Below are 15939 nucleotides of genomic sequence, written 5' to 3'. Positions count from 1 at the left end.
AGGTGCGACAGGACGTCCGCGATCGTCCACTCGCTGGCGAACGACCCCCGCTCGAGCTCGTCGGGCTCCAACGGGACCACGAGGCTCTGCAGCCGGTCGTGGGACGAGCGGAGGACCGAGATGGCACGTCGAGCAGAAGAGGCGGGCACGGGTCCCCCAACCCCGGAACCCTGCCCGGTGTTCCCGGTGTTCCGACTCACTCGGCGGATAAGCACGTCAGCATGCGTTGCGGTGGTGTTGCTGGCTGGGAGGCCCCGCCCGTTGAGCAGGCGGGCGGCCGCCAAATTCCCACGCGTGGGCTGTACGAGGCCCTATCCGCGGGGCCTCTTACTCAGCGGAAGCGGTGGGATTCGAACCCACGGTGATCCGGAGACCACAACGGCTTTCGAGGCCGTCCCATTCGTCCGCTCTGGCACGCTTCCGTCGGGCGACGCTAGCAGTGTGCGGGAGGCCGTCCGGAACTCATACCACCACTCGGCGCGCGGGCTGGGAGGGCTCCTCGCGGCGGGGGGCGTAGGCCTTCCAGGCGGCCGTCAGGCGCCGGACCGTCTCCTCCAGCACCGTCGGCTCGGCGGTGAACGGGAAGCGGAAGTAGTCGCGGTGCTCCGACGTCGGTGACATCGATTCGCCCGGGATGATCTCGACGCCGTAGCGCAACGCCAGCTGGGCGAACGCCGCCGCCGACCCCGACGGCATGCGGATCCACAGCGAGGTGCCACCCCGCGGCCGGCTCCACGACCACTCGGACAGGTGTTCCGAGAGCAGGTCGCCGACGACGTCGAGGTTCCGCCGCAGCCGCAGCCGCTGCTCCTCGCGCAGCTCCGCGAGCTGCGGCACCAACCGCACCGCCACCGCCTGGTCGAGCAGGGGCGAGCCGAGGTCGCTCATGGCCTTCAGCTCGGCGATCCGCTCGATGAGGTGCACCGGCCCCCGCAGCCAGCCGATCCGCAGCCCGCCCCACGCCACCTTGCTCAGCGACCCGGCGGTGAGGATCGGGGCGTCGGGCGGGGCGAAGGCGGCGATGGGCGGCAGAAGGTCGTCGGGTTCGAGCGGGGCGTTCTCCAGGGCGTTGTCCTCGATGACGGGCACGCCTTCGGCGGTCGCCAGGTCGGCCAGACGGCGCCGGCGCCACTCGGCCATCAGGGCGCCGGTCGGGTTGTGGTACGACGGGATGACGTAGATGGCGCTCGGCTCCCGCCTGCGCACCTGCGCCACGATGGCGTCGACGTCGACCCCGTCGTCGTCGATGATCGGCGCGCAGGCGAGGCGGGCGCCCCGGGTGCGGAAGGCGTCGAGGGTGCCGGCGAAGCTGGGCGACTCGACCACCACGTCGTCGCCCGGACGCACGAACAGGGCGCCGGCCAGGTTGATCGCCTGCTGCGCCCCGGTCGTGACCACGATCTGGTCGGGCGACGTGGCGAGGCCCCGGGCGATGTACATCTCGGCGAGCGCCTCGCGCAGCGCCGGCAGCCCCGCGGGCGTGTAGCCGAGCTGCAGCAGCAGCTTGTCGCCATCCTCGGCGACGACGTCGTGCAGCGCCTCCCGCACCAGCGGGTGCGAGGGGGAGGCCGCGCAGGCGAGGGAGATCAGGTCGTCGCGGGCGTCGAGCAGCGAGCGGTAGACGGGGCTGAGCTGGTGGGTGACGTCGGCGGACCGGGTCGCCCGCCCCGCCGCGCACACCCGGGTGCCGCTGCCCTGCCGGCTCTCCAGCAGGCCCTCGGTCCGGAGGGCGTCGTAGGCGGCGACCACGGTCGACCGGCTGACGGCCAGTCGCAGGGCCAGCTCGCGCTCGGACGGGAGCCGCTCGTCGACGGGGAGGTAGCCGACGTCGACGGCGTGGCGGAGGGCGTCGGTGAGCTTGCGGTGCAACGGGCCCTGCCCCTCGGACCACGGACCCAGCAACGCCTCGATGTTGTTCACCCGGGAAGCCATACCAATGTTTCCTCCATTGGCCCTGGAACCAGATGCCAATCGGCCGCAGGGTGGCCCACATCCGGCCACCGACCCAGGCCAACTGGGAAATTGGCTTGACGCAAGTGGACCGAACGGATGCCAGGGGATCGTGATGTTCGAGGAGTACTGCCCAGCCCACGGATCACGGGTGCTGCTGTCGACCAGCCGCATCGAAGCCATCCACAACACGGCCGACGGCGTGGTCGTCGTGTGGCGTTGCTGGTGTGGCCACCTCGGCCGGACCGACCGTCGCGAGCACCACGCCGACCGTCCCTGCCCGTTGCCCCACGCCAGCTGAGCGGCGTCAGCGCCGCCGGGCGAAGAACCGGGTGAGCAGCCGCGACGCCTCGTCGGCCTGCACGCCCGCCACCACCTCGACCTGGTGGTTCAGCCGGGGGTCGGCGGCGACGTTGTAGAGCGACCCGCACGCCCCCGCCTTGGGGTCGGCCGCCCCGAACACCACCCGCTCCACCCGGGCCGCCACCAGCGCACCCGCGCACATCATGCACGGCTCCAGCGTGACGACCAGCGTCGTGCCGTCGAGCCGCCACGAGCCGGTCGCCTCGGCGGCGTCGCGCAGCGCCAGGATCTCGGCGTGCGCGGTGGGGTCGCCGGTCTGCTCCCGCTCGTTGTGGCGGCGGGCGATCACCTCGCCGTCACGCAACACCACCGCCCCGACCGGCACGTCGTCGTGCCCGCTCGCGGCCACCGCCTCGTCGAGCGCCACACCCATGGCTTTCTCCAGGTCCACGTGGGTGAACCTATCCAGCACAGCGGAGGAGGTGGGATTCGAACCCACGGTGAGTTGCCCCACACACGCTTTCCAAGCGTGCCGATTCGGCCGCTCTCGCACTCCTCCGAGAGCACCTGGTCGGTGCCCGGAACGGGGAAGGCTATCGTGTGCCCCCAGCCCGTGGTCGCAGGTGACGGCCGGGCCCTGTGCAACTGCAGCCCGTGAACCGAGTCAGGGCCGGGAGGCAGCAGCTCTCAGCGGAACCTGTGGTGTGCCGCAGATCGTCTGGCCGTCACCTTCGATCACGGGCTTTCACACGCCCGGGCGACGTTGCGGGCATCTGTAGCATCGGCCTGTGTCCGCTCCGAACTACCAGTCGTTGTACCGCCGCTACCGGCCCCAGCGCTTCGACCAGGTTCTGGGCCAGGACCACGTGACGAAGGCGCTGCGCAACGCCGTCCGTGAGGGGCGGGTCGGGCACGCCTACCTGTTCAGTGGTCCCCGCGGCACCGGCAAGACCTCGGCGGCCCGCATCCTGGCCAAGGTCCTCAACTGCGCCGACCCTCAGGACGGCGAGCCCTGCGGCAAGTGCGACAACTGCCTCGCCGTCGAGCGCGGCCAGCTCACCGACTGGTTCCTGGAGCAGGACGCGGCGTCGAAGTCGAAGGTCGACGACATGCGCGACCTGCTCGACCGGGTGCCGCTCGGCACGTCGGGCAACCGCAAGGTGATCATCCTCGACGAGGTCCACATGCTCAGCCAGGGCGCCGAGAACGCCCTGCTGAAGACCCTCGAGGAGCCGCCCGACCACGTGGTGTTCGTGCTGGCGACCACCGACCCGCAGAAGGTGCGGCCCACCATCCGCAGCCGCACGCAGCACTTCGGTTTCCACCTGCTGCCGCCCGACGTGCTCGAGCAGCACATCCGCCACGTCATCGCCGACGCCGACCTGGGCCTGGCCGACGACGCCGTCACGCACGTGCTGCGGGCGGGCGGAGGGTCGGCGCGCGACACGCTGTCCGCGCTGGACCAGGTGTCCGCGCTGGGCGAGGTCGTCAGCGACGGCGCGCCGGTCGACGCCATCCTCGAGGCCCTGGCCGCCCACGACGTGGGCGCCGTGCTGGTGGCGGTGGCGGAGGCGACGTCGACGGGGCGCGAGCCGCGGGCGCTGGGCGAGGCCGTCATCGTCCGCCTCCGGGATGCCTTCCTGGCCGTGCTGGGCGCCGGCGACGAGCAGCTGCAGGAGTCCGAGCGGGCGCGGGCCCGGGAGCTGGGCCAGCAGATCGGGGCGGCGGGGCTGACCCGGGCGCTCGAGGTTCTGGGCGAGGCGCTGATGGAGCTGTCGCGCAAGCCCGACCCGCGGGTGGTGGTGGAGGTGGCGCTGGTCCGCCTGGCCCGACCCGACGCCGACCGCAGCCTCGACGCCGTGCTGGAGCGCCTCGACCGCCTGGAGCGGGCGATCCAGTCGGGCACCGTCCCGCCTGCGCCGTCGGGAGCCGCCGCCGCAGAGCCGACCGCCACGGCGCCGACCGCCACGGCGCCGGCAACCCAGGCCGCCGTCCCGACGCCGCCTCCGGCCACCAACGGCCCGTCCGGCAGCGGCGGCCCGACGAGTGGCGGTGGCGGCCCGGCCAGCGCCGCCCGAGCTGCGTTGGCGGAGAAGCTGGCGTCCAAGGACAAGCCGGGACGCGCGGCGCCCAAGGCGGCGGCGCCGGCGACCGACACCACCACCGCACCACCCCCGACGGCGGCGACGAGCACCGAACCCACCGCCACGACACCGCCGCCGACCGCGGCCACCGACACCGAGCCCGCCGCCACCGCCGCGCCCGAGACCGCGGCGGCCAGCACGGGGACAGCCGCCACGGCAGCAGCCCCGACCCCGGCAGCCAGCACCGCGCCCGCCGCCACGACACCGCCCCCGACGGTGGCGACCGACACCGTCGCCACCGCTCCCGCCGCGGCCCCGGTGACCGCGGCCGCCGCACCCGACCCCGTGACGAACGGTGGGGGTGTCGACCTGGCGGGGTTGACGAAGATCTGGAGCGAGGTGCTGGCGGAGCTGCCGTTGCCGGTGCGGAGCAAGTGGCGGGGTGGCAGCTGGGTGACGCCGCTGACCAACCCGGCGCAGTTCGCCGTCCCCAACGCCTGGCACCAGAAGGCCTGCGACGAGGGTCGCCGCGACGTCGAGCAGGCGCTGGCCGCCCGACTCGGCGAGGGCATGACCGTGGAGGTCGTCCTCGAGGGCGGCGAGGCCGCAGCATCACCCGCCCCGGCCGGCGGCCAGGCACCCGCGCCCACGGCCCCACCCGAGGACGACGACGTCGAGTCGATCGACGTGTCCGAGCTCCGCGACGCCGACAACACCCCCGCCGGCGGCGTCGACCTCCTGCTCCGTGAGTTCGGCGGCGGTCAGCTGATCGAAGAGGACAACAACCCATGAGCGAGCCCGAGGCACCGAACCCGATGGACCTCCTGGCGTCCGCCCAGGAGGCGATGGCGGCGCAGGCCGAGGCGGCGGCGCGCACGGTCGAGGGCACCGCGGGCGGCGGGGTCGTCAAGGTGACGATGACCGGCGGCGGCGAGGTCACCGGCATCACGCTGTCGCCCCAGGTGGTCGACCCGACCGACGTCGAGATGCTGCAGGACCTCATCCTGGCGGCGCTCCGCGACGCCGGCGCCAAGGTCGTCGAGCTGCAGCGCGAGGCGCTGGGCAGCCTCGGCCAGATCGACCTCGGCTCCGCCTTCGACCAGTTCTTCGGCGGCAGCGGCGGCGGGGACGCGGGCACCGACCCGGCAGCGCCCTAGTGGCCGTCTACGCCGCTCCCGTCCAGGAACTGATCGACGAGCTCGGCCGCCTCCCCGGCGTCGGGCCCAAGTCGGCCCAGCGCATCGCCTTCTACCTGCTCAAGGTGCCCAAGGACGACGCCCTCCGGCTGGCCCGGTCGATCGCCGAGGTGAAGGACAAGGTGCGCTTCTGCGCCGTGTGCTTCAACGTGTCGGAGGACGAGCACTGCACCATCTGCGGCGACAACCGCCGCGACACCAGCGTCGTCTGCGTGGTCGAGGAGCCCCGTGACCTGGTGGCGGTGGAGAAGACCGGCGAGTTCAAGGGCCGCTACCACGTGCTGCAGGGGGCGATCAGCCCGATCGAGGGCGTCGGCCCCGACCAGCTGCGCATCCGGGAGCTGCTGGAGCGCATCGGAGCGGAGGGCATCGACGAGGTGATCCTCTGCACCAACCCGAACCTCGAGGGCGAGGCGACGGCCCTCTACCTGGGCCGACTGCTCAAGCCGCTCGGCCTCACGGTCACCCGGATCGCCAGCGGCCTCCCCGTCGGCGGCGACCTGGAGTACGCCGACGAGCTCACCCTCGGCCGCGCCCTCGAAGGCCGCCGCGTGGTCCCCGACTGACTGACCCCCGAAATTGCGTGGCTGGTGGCCGTACAGCGACCGCGAGCCACGCAGTTTGCCGGTAGTCGCGCCCCGACTCAGGTGGGCGCCAGCTGGGTCCGCAGCGCCGCCAGCATCTCGGCCCGGGTGGTGGCGCCGAGCTTCTGGCGGATCTTGGCCACGTGGTGCTCGACCGTCTTCGGGGAGATGTACAGCTGGGCGCCGATCTCCTTGTAGGTCAGGCCGTCGACGATGTACTGCGACACCATCTGCTCCCGCTCCGACAGCACACTGGCCGTCGACGGCGACTCGTCGGCCTCGGCGGACGGCAGCGCCGCCTTCAGGTCGCGGGCCTGCTCCAGCAGCGACCGGGTCACCGAGGGGTCCGAGGAGCGGATCGCCGCCTGACCCGTCAACCGTGACGCCTCCCACGTGAGCCCCAGCGCCTGCAGCCCCTTCGACACATCGGCGACCCGGGCCGGCTCGACGGTGCCCCCGAGGATCGCCACCCACGCCCGGGCGGCGTCGGCCAGACCCCGCAGGCGGGGGTTCACCGGCGTCACCGCCTCGACCTCGGCGGCGCGGCGGACGGCGGCCTCGCGGTCGTCGGTCGCCAGCGCCACCTGCAACCCGATCCAGCGCAGCGGCAGCACCCACAGGGGCGGCTCGCCCAGCGAGCGCAGGACGTCACCCAGCTCACGGGCCTTGGCGCCCACCCGGTCCCACAGGCCGAGGCGGCTGGCGGCGATGGTCAGCTCGCCGATGGCGTCGAGCGACAGCAGGTCGGCGGGATGCCGCAGCAGCACGCCCTCGGCGCCGCGCCAGGCCTCGCCGAGCCGGGCCAGGTCGCCGGAGCGGCGGGCCAGGCCGGCGTCGATGGCGGACGCCAGCAGCAGCTCGCGGGGCGCCAGCGGCTGGTTGCGGGTGTCGTCGAGCGCCTGCTGCGCCGCCGCCCAGCGGCCGTTGCGCATGGCCACCCAGCCGGCCAGCAGCCGGTGACGGTGGCGCAGCGCCCCGCCGCCCACGTCACGCTCGATCGCCCGGGCCAGCAGGTGCTCGGCGGCGGACAGCTCGCTGAGCGCCACGGCCACGGTCGCCCCGATGGCGTGGGGCGTGTCGGGCAGCACCAGCCGGGTGTGGCACGACTCCAGCAGCTCGGCGGCCTCCAGGAACGGCGTGAGCGCCGCCCCGGCACCGGCGTCGGCGCCCAGCGAGGCCGCCAGGCCCCGGCTGCACAGCACCATCGCCTCCAGCTCCAGCGACGACCCGGAGGGCAGCTCGGCGACGACCGGCGTGCGGCCGGCGACGATGCCCGCCACCGCGCCCAGGACCTCGGCCGCGTCGGCGCGGGGACCGTCGCCCCGGGCCAGCTCGGTGTAGACGTCGGCGGCCCGTCGCCAGAAGCCCCGGGCCGGCAGCAGAGCCGCCACCACCGTCAGGGCCCGGTCGCGGTCGGCGCAGGTCGGATCGCTGACGGCGGCGTCGGCCAGGCGCAGCGCCACCGCGGCGTCGCCGTCGAGGGCCGCGGCCTCGGCGCGGCGGGCTGCGACCAACGGTGCGGGGGCGCCCACGGCCACCGCCCGGTCGAACCAGGCCCGGGCCAGCTCCGGGGCATCGCCCACGGCGGCGTCACCGGCCGCGATGTAGGCCTCGGCAGCGTTCTGGCCCTGGGCGTTGGCCGCCGCCAGGTGCTCGGCGGCCTGGCTGGGCGGGGCGCCCCGCTCGGTCAACGCGGCCGCCAGCAGGGCGTGGAAGCGGCGGCGTTCGGCGACCGGCGTCAGCTCGTTGACGGCGGAGGCGACCACCGGCACCACGTCGTCGCGGGCCGACACGACCAGGCCGGCGGCCCGCAACACGTCGACGGCGTCGCCCAGCTCGTCGCCCGCCAGGCCCGTGACCGTGCCGAGGAGGTCGTCGTCGAGATCGGCGCCGGCGCTCAACGCCGCCAGCACCGTGCGGGCGGTCGGCGGCAGCTGGTCGACCTCGGCGCGCACGGCCTCGATCACCGCGGCGTCCAGGGTCGAGGCCCCGGCGGCGGCCGACGTCGACGCCGACCACGCCAGCACCAGGTGGTCGACGAACGCCTGCACGCCGGCGGACTGCTCGTGGAGCGCCTCCACCAGCGCCGGATCGACGGCCGTGCCCAGCACGAGCGCCGCCCGCTCGCCGACGTCGGCCTCGTCGAGCAGCCCCAGCCACAGCAGCGGGCGGTTCCGGGACAGCGCCGCGTCGAGCGCGGCCAGCGGCGCGTCACCCGGCGCCGGTCGGTGCGCCACCACGACGGTGAGGCCGTGGTCGTCGGCCCGCTCGGCGATCCCGACCACCACGCGCAGCGACCCCGGGTCGAGCCACTGCGCCTCGTCGACCACCAGCGCCGAGTCACTCTCGGTGAGCCGGTCGAGGAGCGCCTCCCGGCAGCTGCGCTCGGTCTGCACGGCCGGCAGCGACGACAACCCGCCGAGCACGTCGGCGACGGCACCCAGCGTCTCGTCGCGCTCCAACCGCCGACCGGTCACACGCAGGACCTGACGACCGACCTTGCGCAGTCGCTCGGCGGTCTCGGTCAGCACCTCGCCGCTGCCGCTCCCGCCCGCGCCGACGATGCCGACCTGCACAGCCGACGATTCGCCCGGCAGCGCGTCGGCCACGAGGCGCGCGATGCGCGAAGGGAGACGTGCGTCGGCCCGGACCGCCATGGCTTACGGATGGTAGCGGTCCGGCGGCTGTCGCCCGGAGTTGTGGCCTGGGACAGCGCGAATTGCACCCCTCCGCGTGTGAATCGGGCGGGCGGCCGGGGCTAAGTTGCGCATGCTTGTGTGCCGGGGTCCACAGCGTGACGGACAGCCACCGTCGACCCCGGCCTGGGGGGAAGAAACGACGGGAGCGCCCGTCCGGGCGCGCCGAAGCCGAACCAACGGCCACGACCGAAGGACAGGACTCGTGACTATCACCACCACAAACTGGCGCGCCGGCCTCGCCGCGCTGCTCGCCACCGGCGTGCTGCTGCTGGGGGCATGCAGCGACGGCGACGACGACGCCACCGACGACGAGGGCACCGAGGACCAGGCCGACGACAACGCCGCGGCCGACTCGACCGACGACGGGGCCGACTCGGGCGAGATCCCCACACCCAGCGTCGACCCCGACGCACCGGCCGCCGACAGTGACTTCTGCCAGGGGGCGATCGCCGCGATGACGGCGTCGGCCAACCCCGCAACGGCCGATGACGACGGCGGGTACGCCGCCGCCGAGGCACTCGAGGCGCCCGACGAGATCGCCGAGGCGTGGAGCAACATCCTCGCCGTGCTGCGCGGGCTGCGGGATCTCGACACCTCCGACCCCGCGGCGGCGCAGCAGGCCACGGAGGCCTTCAACGAGATCCAGGACGACCAGGCCGCGGTCATGGAGTACCTGCAGAACGACTGTGGGATCAGCGGCGGCTCGGAGTCGCCCGACCCGACGACGGGCGGGTGACCGGCACCCCGGCGAGCGGACGCACATGAACGTGCTCTGAGTGAGATCGACCTCGGCGATTGGTGGGATCGCCGAGGTGGGCGGGCGGATGCCCTGGCCGTCGACGACGGCCTCGAATCACGAAGGAAGCGAGTCAGCAATGCTACGAAACACCATGACCGCGCTCGCGCTGGCGGGCGTGCTGGTCGCCGGCGCGTGCGGCGGCAACGACAATGCGGCGGAGGCGAAGTCGGATGCTCCGGCGGAGTCGTCCTCGGAGTCCGGGGCCTCGGCCTCGGACGCCTCGACCGGTGCCGCCTTCTGCGACAACGCCGAAGCCCTGTACGCGGAGCTCACCGCGGCCGGGTCGACCGACCCCACCAGCCCGAAGGTGCAGGAGGTCTTCGCCGAGGCGAGGGCGCTCGAGGCCCCGGCGGAGATCGCCGCCGACTGGACGGCGATCCTCGACACGCTCGTCGCCCCCGTCGTCAACGGCGAGATCGACGTGAACGACCCCGCCGGCACGGCGACGCTCACCGAGCAGGCCGCCACCCTCGGCGACGCCCTCCAGCGCACCGGCGCCTACTTCGAGACGGAGTGCGGCTTCACCCAACCCTGACCCACCCATCGCTCCCGGGACCGCCTCACGACTTCGGGTCGGAGGCCGGTTCCGGGGGCGAGGCCGGGGTTCGGAGGAGCAGCACGGTGCCGGTGAGGGCGGACACGGCGGAGGCGGCGAGCACGCCGAGGGCGGCCTGGTTGCGCTGGGTGGCGGCATCGAAGGCGAGGCCGCTGACGAACAGCGACACCGTGAAGCCGATGCCGGCGAGGGCGCCGATCCCCCACACGTGCCGCCAACCGAGGCCGTCGGGTAGGCGGCCAAGTCCGAGGCGGACCGTCAGCAGCGTCGCGGCCACGATGCCGAGCGGCTTGCCGACCACGAGCCCGACGACCACGCCCGTCGTGAGCGCGGAGCCCGCGGCGTCGCCCAGCGCGTCCCACGACAGCGGGATGCCGGCGTTGGCCAGGGCGAAGATCGGGACGATCAGGTAGCTGCTCCACGGGTGCAGGGCGTCGCCCAGTCGCTCGGCGACCGAGACCGACTCCCGCAGCTCGAACGACACCTCCCGCACCTCGTCGGCGGAGACCTCCGTGTCGGCCGAGAGGCGGTCGGCGATCTGGTCGGCCTGGAACGCCGGCAGCAGGGGTCGGGCCGGTGTGACCAGGCCCAGGGCGACGCCGGCGATCGTGGCGTGCACGCCCGACTGGAACGTGAACCACCAGACCAGCACGCCGGCCACCAGGTAGAGGGGCGGGTACCAGACCCGCAGCCGCCGCATCTGGGTGACCACGACCAGGCCCACGATCGCCGCCGCCAGCCAGCCGAGGGCCAGCTCGTCGGTGTAGAAGACGGCGATCACGAGGATGGCGCCGATGTCGTCGACGATGGCCAGCGCCAAGAGCAGCAGCTTCGCCGGTGCCGGGACGCGGTCGCCGAGCAGCGCCAGCACCCCGACGGCGAAGGCGATGTCGGTCGCCATGGGGATGCCCCAGCCGTCGCGGCCGGCGCCGTCGCCACCGGCGTTGACGGCCAGGAAGATCGTGGCCGGCACCACCATCCCGCCGAGGGCGGCGAAGGCCGGCAGCATGGCGTCGCGCGGCTCGCTCAGGTCGCCGGTGACCAGCTCACGCTTGATCTCCAGGCCGACGACGAAGAAGAACACCGCCATCAGGCCGTCGTTCACCCAGTGCTGCAGGTTCTCGGCCACCTCGGCGGAGCCGATCCGCACCACGGCCTCGGTCGACCACAGGTCGACGTACGAGCTCTGCCACGGCGAGTTGGCCCACACGAGGGCGACGACGGTGGCGCCCAGCAGCAGGATGCCGCCGGCCGCCTCGACGTGGAGGAAGCGGGCGAGCGGCTGCGCGACGAGACGGGCGATCGGGCGGTCGCTGTCGATCCACGTCGGCTTGTCCGTCACCTCGACAGTCGACCCGATGGCCTACTCGAAGACGCGGATGCGGCCCTCGGAGGCTTCGAGCACGGCGCGGGCGGCGCGGTGGAGCTGCGCGTGGAGCATGCGGAAGCGCTCGACCTCGGGGTCGGCGGCATCGGCGTCGGCCGGGGCGACGTCGTTCTCGTCGACCAGCTTGCCGACCTCGAGCGCCGCCAGTTCGGCGTCCCAGTCGGTGGTCTCGGCCTGGACCCGCAGGCGCGACGACGGGGCCTGGATCAGCGCCCGGTCGAGGTCCTGCACGATGGTGACGACCACGTCGGTGGTGGTGCGCACCCCCGGGGTCGACAGCAGGTGGAGCGCCTGGAGCTTGCGCATGGCGAGGGCGGCGACCATCAGCGGGTCGCCCAGCTCGCCGACCGCCGAGTCGATGCCGGAGAGGTCGAGCGACACGACGTCGGGCACGGCGAACCACTCGCGCAGGCGGGCGAACAGCTCGGCGGTCACGTCGTGGAGCGCCAGCATCGCGTCGGGCTTGGGGAGGACGTCCTCCTCCTCGTCGCTCACGGGAGCCAGCTCCGTCGAGCGCTCGGGCGTCGCGCCGTGAAGCTCTCCGTCGCCGTCGTGACGCCTCGATCAACCACCGGGAACACTGCCGGCACGGTAGACGGTGAGGCGCACGGTGGTCCCATTCGTGGCCTGCTCGAAGACCAGCTCGTCGGCGAGGGTGCGCATCAGCGGGATGCCGAGGCCGCTCTCGTGGCGCAGGCGCAGCGGGTCGGTCGCTTCGGGGAGGCCGGCGAGGTCGGCCGGGTCGAAGCCACCGCCGCGGTCGGCGACCTCGACGGTCACGGTGCCGTCGTCCAGCTCGCAGCGCACGACCACGGGCTCGTCGGTCCACGCCGACTGGTGGGCCTCGATGGCGTTCGAACAGGCCTCGGTGACCGCCAGCTTGAGGTCGTCGAGACGGGCGCCGCCCAGGTTGGGGGCGAGGGAGCTGACCGCCGCGTCGACCACGAGACGGACCAGCGAGAGGTAAGCCGGCCGGGCTGGGATCTCCAGCTCGACGACGGCCACGACATCACGCCCTGACGGCGGCGTCGAGCGAAGCGAACAGCGGGAACGCCTTGTCGAGTGCGGTGATCTCGAACAGGCGGCGGATGCGGGCCTGGGTGCAGACCAGGCGCAGGTCGCCGCCGTTCGTGCGCGCCCGCTTGAGGGCGCTGATGATGGCGCCGAGCCCCGTGGAGTCGAGGAAGTCGAGCCCTTCGAGGTCGAGGACCAGCAGGTGCGAACCTTGCGAGACGAGCTGGATGAGCTGCTCCCGCAGGTTGGGCGCGCTGGCCACGTCCAACTCACCAAAGAGGCTGACGACGGTCCAACCGTCGAGCGACGAGACATCGGCACGGAGCTGCATGGCGCCGGTGACGTTACTGCTTCTGGGCGCACGAATCGTTGGACCGTCTTCCGGCCGTCGTGCTGGCGTCGTGCGGGCGTCCTCTAACTCCTCCTCGCAACTTTCCCTACAGCTCTGAAATTCCAGCGGCGTAACATGACGGCCGTGTCGGCGGTCGAGGTCACCCAGGCGACGGACACGCCGCCCCAGCTCGGGCTGGCCGACGCGCCGTCGCTGGTGTTCTCCCGCACGCTGCCGGCCCGTCGACCGCGGTTCGGCGAGCTGAGCCGGCCGCTGTCGCCCGACGTCGCAGAGCGCATCGACGTGCCCGGCCTGTGGACGCATCAGGCGCAGGCGATCGACCTGCTGCGGGCGGGCCGCTCGGTGGTGGTGGCGACCGGGACGGCATCGGGCAAGTCGCTCTGCTACCAGGTGCCGATCGCCGAGGCCGCGCAGACCCCGGTCCGGCCGGGCACCTCGCTGCTGGTGTTCCCCACCAAGGCCCTGGCCCACGACCAGCTGCGGGCGCTGACGCAGCGGGGGTTCCCGGGCGTGCTGGCCGGCGCCTACGACGGCGACGCCTGCAACGAGGAGCGGACGTGGATCCGCAAGCAGGCCACGGTGGTGCTCACCAACCCCGAGATGCTGCACAGCGGGATGCTCCCGCACCACGACCGGTGGGCCGCGTTCCTGAGCCGGCTGCGCTACGTGGTGGTCGACGAGCTGCACATCTTCCGGGGGATCTTCGGGAGCCACGTGGCCCACGTGCTGCGACGGCTGCGACGGCTGGCCCGCCACTACGGCGCCGACCCGACGTTCGTGTGCTGCTCGGCCACCATCGGCGAGCCCGCCCGGCTGGCGGGCGCCCTCTGCGGGGTGCCGCTGGAGACGATCGTCGACGACGGATCGCCCCAGGCCGAGAAGCTGGTGGCCATCTGGAACCCCCAGAACGCCTCGGCCGGTGCGAGCCGTCGCCATCCGTCGAGCCACGACGCCACCGCCGCCGTGATGTCGGAGCTGGTGCGCTCGGGCCAGCGCACCATCGCCTTCTGCCGCAGCCGGCGGGCCACGGAGCTGGTGGCCGCCGACGTGCGGCGTCGCCTGCCCCGTGAGTCGCGTGACCGCGTGAAGCCCTACCGCGGCGGCTTCCTGGCCGACCAGCGCCGCGAGGTGGAGGAGGAGCTGTTCTCCGGGCGGCTCGACGGCGTGGTGGCCACCAGTGCCCTGGAGCTCGGCATCGACGTGGCCGGCCTCGACGCCGTGGTGCTCGACGGCTTCCCCGGCACCGTGGCGTCGTTCTGGCAGCAGGCCGGGCGGGCGGGGCGCGACAACCAGCGGGCCTCGGCCGCGGTGCTCGTGGCCGGCGACGACCAGCTCGACCAGTGGTTCGCCTCCCATCCGGCCGAGCTGCTCACCCGGCCGCCCGAACCGGCCATCGTCAACCTCGAGAACCCGATCGTCGCCGACGTCCACCTCCGCTGCGCCGCCCACGAGCTGCCGCTGACCCTCGAGGACGAGCGCTACTGGCCCGGGCTGCTCGACGAGTCGGTGCGGCGGCTGGTGCTCGACGACCAGGTGGTGGTGCGGCGCCGCTCCCGGGGGCGGGGGCCGCAGGCCCTCTACGCCGCCCGGGGCTGGCCCGCCCACGGCGTGAGCCTGCGGGCCAGCGGCCACGAGATCCGCATCCGGACCGAGGACGACGACCCGGTCGGCACCGTCAACCGCGAGCGGGCCTGCGAGCAGGTGCACCCGGGTGCGATCTACCTCCACGCCGGGCGCACCTGGCGGGTGGTCGATCTCGACCTCGACGAGCGGCAGGCCGTCGTCGTGCCCGACGACGGGTCGACCTACACGGTGGCCCGCACCGCCGTCGCCGTGCGGGTGCTCGGCTGCGACGACCGGCGCTTCGTGGGCGACGCCGGGGGCGGGCCCCGCCTCGAGGTGGGCCTGGGCTGGGTGGAGGTCCACTCGCAGGTGACCGGCTACCAGCGCAAGCAGGTGGGCTCGGGGGCGGTGGTCGGGTCGGAGAAGCTCGACCTGCCGGCTTCGACCCTGCGGACCCGGGCCTTCTGGTACATCGTGGGCGACGAGCTGATCTCGCGGGCGTCGGTCGCCCCGGCCGCCGTGCCGGGGGCGCTGCACGCCGCCGAGCACGCCGGCATCGGGGTGCTGCCGCTGTTCGCCATCTGCGACCGCTGGGACGTCGGCGGCGTGTCGACCGCCCACCAGGCGGACCTGGGCAGCGCCGCCATCGTGATCTACGACGGCTACGAGGGCGGCGCCGGCGTGGCCGACCTCGGCTACGAGGCCGCCGACCGCCACATCGCCACCACCCACGACGTGATCACGGCCTGCCCGTGCACCCAGGGCTGCCCGTCGTGCGTGCAGTCGCCCAAGTGTGGCAACGGCAACGACCCACTCGACAAGGCGGCCGCCGCGTCGCTCCTGGCGGTGGCCCTCGGCCGCTGACCTGGTGCCGTCGGTGGCGGCAGCGGTCATCGTTCGACTCGCATGGTCGCCTCGGCCCGGAGCTTCCGGTCGTCGATGATCGTCCGCAGCAGCGGGATGCGGTTGACGGCGAGGTAGGTGACCACGACGGTCACCCGGCTGCCCGGCCCGCCCCGGTTGCGGGTCTCGACGCGGAGACGGGCGGCGTCGAGCGGGCCCGCGGCCTCGGCGGCCCGTTCGGCGGCCCGTGGGTCGGGGTCGACGGCGGCGGCTCGCACGCCCTCCCGGGCGGCATGGGCGACCAGGACCTGGTCGCGGGCCAGCAGGCCGAGATGGACGAGCCCGACCAGGGTGACCACGAGGACGGGGAGCACCAGGGCGAACTCGACGGTCGACTGGCCGCGGTCGGGGCCGGAAGGCATCAGATCGCTCCCGTCAGGCTGTCGAGGACCCGGTCGAACAGGTCGGTCAGGGCGCCGGTCTCCCGGGCCCACACGATGAGGGCGAGCGCCAGGGTGCCGGCGACCAGCAGGACGAGGCCGTACTCCGTGGTGGCTTGACCTCGGTCGTCGGTGCGGGCGTGGGCGGGGGTCGTGGTCATGGGATTTC

At 73.7% G+C, this 15939-nt stretch carries 16 protein-coding genes, 2 tRNA genes and 1 other RNA gene; 8 read left to right on the top strand and 11 right to left on the bottom strand.

The genetic code is table 11. The features are described 5' to 3' along the window. Window positions 1-335 precede the first annotated feature (335 nt). Window positions 336-422 (bottom strand) — tRNA-Ser (locus VK611_16865). Between the two features lie 40 nt (window positions 423-462). After that, the gene (locus VK611_16860) at window positions 463-1932 is read right to left on the bottom strand and encodes a PLP-dependent aminotransferase family protein (protein ID HMG43005.1); all 1470 of its coding nucleotides are present in this window, start codon (window positions 1930-1932) and stop codon (window positions 463-465) included. A 133-nt stretch (window positions 1933-2065) separates the two neighbouring features. Between VK611_16860 and VK611_16855 the strand changes: the two genes are divergently transcribed. Next, window positions 2066-2251 carry a hypothetical protein gene (locus VK611_16855; GenBank protein HMG43004.1) on the top strand — a complete coding sequence of 62 codons (186 nt, stop codon included), beginning with the start codon at window positions 2066-2068 and terminating at the stop codon, window positions 2249-2251. Window positions 2252-2257: 6 nt separating this feature from the next. Here VK611_16855 and tadA read toward each other — a convergent pair whose 3' ends face one another. Together tadA and VK611_16845 are read right to left on the bottom strand one after the other, a co-directional pair. Next, window positions 2258-2704: a tRNA adenosine(34) deaminase TadA gene (gene tadA, locus VK611_16850; protein ID HMG43003.1), complete on the bottom strand. Its 447-nt coding sequence runs from the start codon at window positions 2702-2704 to the stop codon at window positions 2258-2260. 23 nt (window positions 2705-2727) lie between these two features. Next, window positions 2728-2812, bottom strand: a tRNA-Ser gene (locus VK611_16845). Window positions 2813-2881: 69 nt separating this feature from the next. Here VK611_16845 and ffs point away from each other — a divergent pair. The 4 genes from ffs to recR all read left to right on the top strand — a co-directional run bounded on the left by ffs (window position 2882) and on the right by recR (window position 6099). Beyond that, window positions 2882-2980: signal recognition particle sRNA small type (gene ffs / locus VK611_16840), an RNA gene on the top strand. Between the two features lie 61 nt (window positions 2981-3041). Then, window positions 3042-5129 carry a DNA polymerase III subunit gamma/tau gene (gene dnaX, locus VK611_16835; protein HMG43002.1) on the top strand — a complete coding sequence of 696 codons (2088 nt, stop codon included), beginning with the start codon at window positions 3042-3044 and terminating at the stop codon, window positions 5127-5129. Then, on the top strand, window positions 5126-5494 hold the full coding sequence (locus VK611_16830; protein HMG43001.1) for a YbaB/EbfC family nucleoid-associated protein: 369 nt from the start codon (window positions 5126-5128) through the stop codon (window positions 5492-5494). The genes dnaX and VK611_16830 overlap by 4 nt, the downstream gene beginning before the upstream one ends. Further along, entirely contained in the window at window positions 5494-6099 is a 606-nt protein-coding gene (recR, locus tag VK611_16825; GenBank protein ID HMG43000.1) for a recombination mediator RecR, read from the top strand. Before VK611_16830 ends, recR begins: the two co-directional genes overlap by 1 nt. Window positions 6100-6176: 77 nt before the next feature. Here recR and VK611_16820 read toward each other — a convergent pair whose 3' ends face one another. Then, window positions 6177-8774: a LuxR C-terminal-related transcriptional regulator gene (locus tag VK611_16820; protein ID HMG42999.1), complete on the bottom strand. Its 2598-nt coding sequence runs from the start codon at window positions 8772-8774 to the stop codon at window positions 6177-6179. A gap of 244 nt (window positions 8775-9018) precedes the next feature. Here VK611_16820 and VK611_16815 point away from each other — a divergent pair, with 244 nt between their 5' ends. Both VK611_16815 and VK611_16810 read left to right on the top strand, forming a co-directional pair. Continuing rightward, entirely contained in the window at window positions 9019-9552 is a 534-nt protein-coding gene (locus tag VK611_16815) for a hypothetical protein (GenBank protein HMG42998.1), read from the top strand. A gap of 154 nt (window positions 9553-9706) precedes the next feature. Next, entirely contained in the window at window positions 9707-10150 is a 444-nt protein-coding gene (locus tag VK611_16810; GenBank protein HMG42997.1) for a hypothetical protein, read from the top strand. A gap of 25 nt (window positions 10151-10175) precedes the next feature. Here the strand turns inward: VK611_16810 and nhaA are convergent, their stop codons facing one another. From nhaA to VK611_16790, 4 genes are all read right to left on the bottom strand, one after another. Next, window positions 10176-11513, bottom strand: coding sequence for a Na+/H+ antiporter NhaA (nhaA, locus tag VK611_16805; GenBank protein ID HMG42996.1), 1338 nt, complete (start codon window positions 11511-11513; stop codon window positions 10176-10178). A 21-nt stretch (window positions 11514-11534) separates the two neighbouring features. After that, on the bottom strand, window positions 11535-12053 hold the full coding sequence (locus VK611_16800; protein ID HMG42995.1) for a hypothetical protein: 519 nt from the start codon (window positions 12051-12053) through the stop codon (window positions 11535-11537). A 69-nt stretch (window positions 12054-12122) separates the two neighbouring features. Then, window positions 12123-12563, bottom strand: a complete 441-nt coding sequence (locus VK611_16795) for an ATP-binding protein (protein ID HMG42994.1) — start codon at window positions 12561-12563, stop codon at window positions 12123-12125. Between the two features lie 4 nt (window positions 12564-12567). Further along, window positions 12568-12903 carry an STAS domain-containing protein gene (locus VK611_16790; protein ID HMG42993.1) on the bottom strand — a complete coding sequence of 112 codons (336 nt, stop codon included), beginning with the start codon at window positions 12901-12903 and terminating at the stop codon, window positions 12568-12570. A 144-nt stretch (window positions 12904-13047) separates the two neighbouring features. On the opposite strand from VK611_16790, the gene VK611_16785 reads away from it, so the two are divergent. Beyond that, window positions 13048-15351, top strand: a complete 2304-nt coding sequence (locus VK611_16785) for a DEAD/DEAH box helicase (protein HMG42992.1) — start codon at window positions 13048-13050, stop codon at window positions 15349-15351. A gap of 26 nt (window positions 15352-15377) precedes the next feature. Here the strand turns inward: VK611_16785 and VK611_16780 are convergent, their stop codons facing one another. Continuing rightward, window positions 15378-15752, bottom strand: a complete 375-nt coding sequence (locus VK611_16780; protein ID HMG42991.1) for a TadE/TadG family type IV pilus assembly protein — start codon at window positions 15750-15752, stop codon at window positions 15378-15380. Continuing rightward, complete coding sequence (locus VK611_16775) at window positions 15752-15931, bottom strand: hypothetical protein (GenBank protein HMG42990.1); 180 nt, start codon at window positions 15929-15931, stop codon at window positions 15752-15754. Before VK611_16775 ends, VK611_16780 begins: the two co-directional genes overlap by 1 nt. Window positions 15932-15939 lie beyond the last annotated feature (8 nt).

The sequence above is a fragment of the Acidimicrobiales bacterium genome, assembly GCA_035316325.1.
In the GTDB taxonomy this organism is placed as follows: Bacteria; Actinomycetota; Acidimicrobiia; order Acidimicrobiales; family VFJN01; genus DASXTK01.
Note: the sequence above shows the minus strand (reverse complement) of the source record. Positions and strands in the feature narration are given on the sequence as shown.

What these genes read in the sequence shown, in the direction of transcription:
- VK611_16775 (HMG42990.1), bottom strand. Translation starts at nt 15,931, where the DNA reads ATGACCACGACCCCCGCCCACGCCCGCACCGACGACCGAGGTCAAGCC.
- VK611_16830 (HMG43001.1), top strand. Translation starts at nt 5,126, where the DNA reads ATGAGCGAGCCCGAGGCACCGAACCCGATGGACCTCCTGGCGTCCGCC.
- VK611_16860 (HMG43005.1), bottom strand. Translation starts at nt 1,932, where the DNA reads ATGGCTTCCCGGGTGAACAACATCGAGGCGTTGCTGGGTCCGTGGTCC.
- VK611_16790 (HMG42993.1), bottom strand. Translation starts at nt 12,903, where the DNA reads ATGCAGCTCCGTGCCGATGTCTCGTCGCTCGACGGTTGGACCGTCGTC.
- VK611_16780 (HMG42991.1), bottom strand. Translation starts at nt 15,752, where the DNA reads ATGCCTTCCGGCCCCGACCGCGGCCAGTCGACCGTCGAGTTCGCCCTG.
- VK611_16820 (HMG42999.1), bottom strand. Translation starts at nt 8,774, where the DNA reads ATGGCGGTCCGGGCCGACGCACGTCTCCCTTCGCGCATCGCGCGCCTC.
- VK611_16810 (HMG42997.1), top strand. Translation starts at nt 9,707, where the DNA reads ATGACCGCGCTCGCGCTGGCGGGCGTGCTGGTCGCCGGCGCGTGCGGC.
- VK611_16855 (HMG43004.1), top strand. Translation starts at nt 2,066, where the DNA reads ATGTTCGAGGAGTACTGCCCAGCCCACGGATCACGGGTGCTGCTGTCG.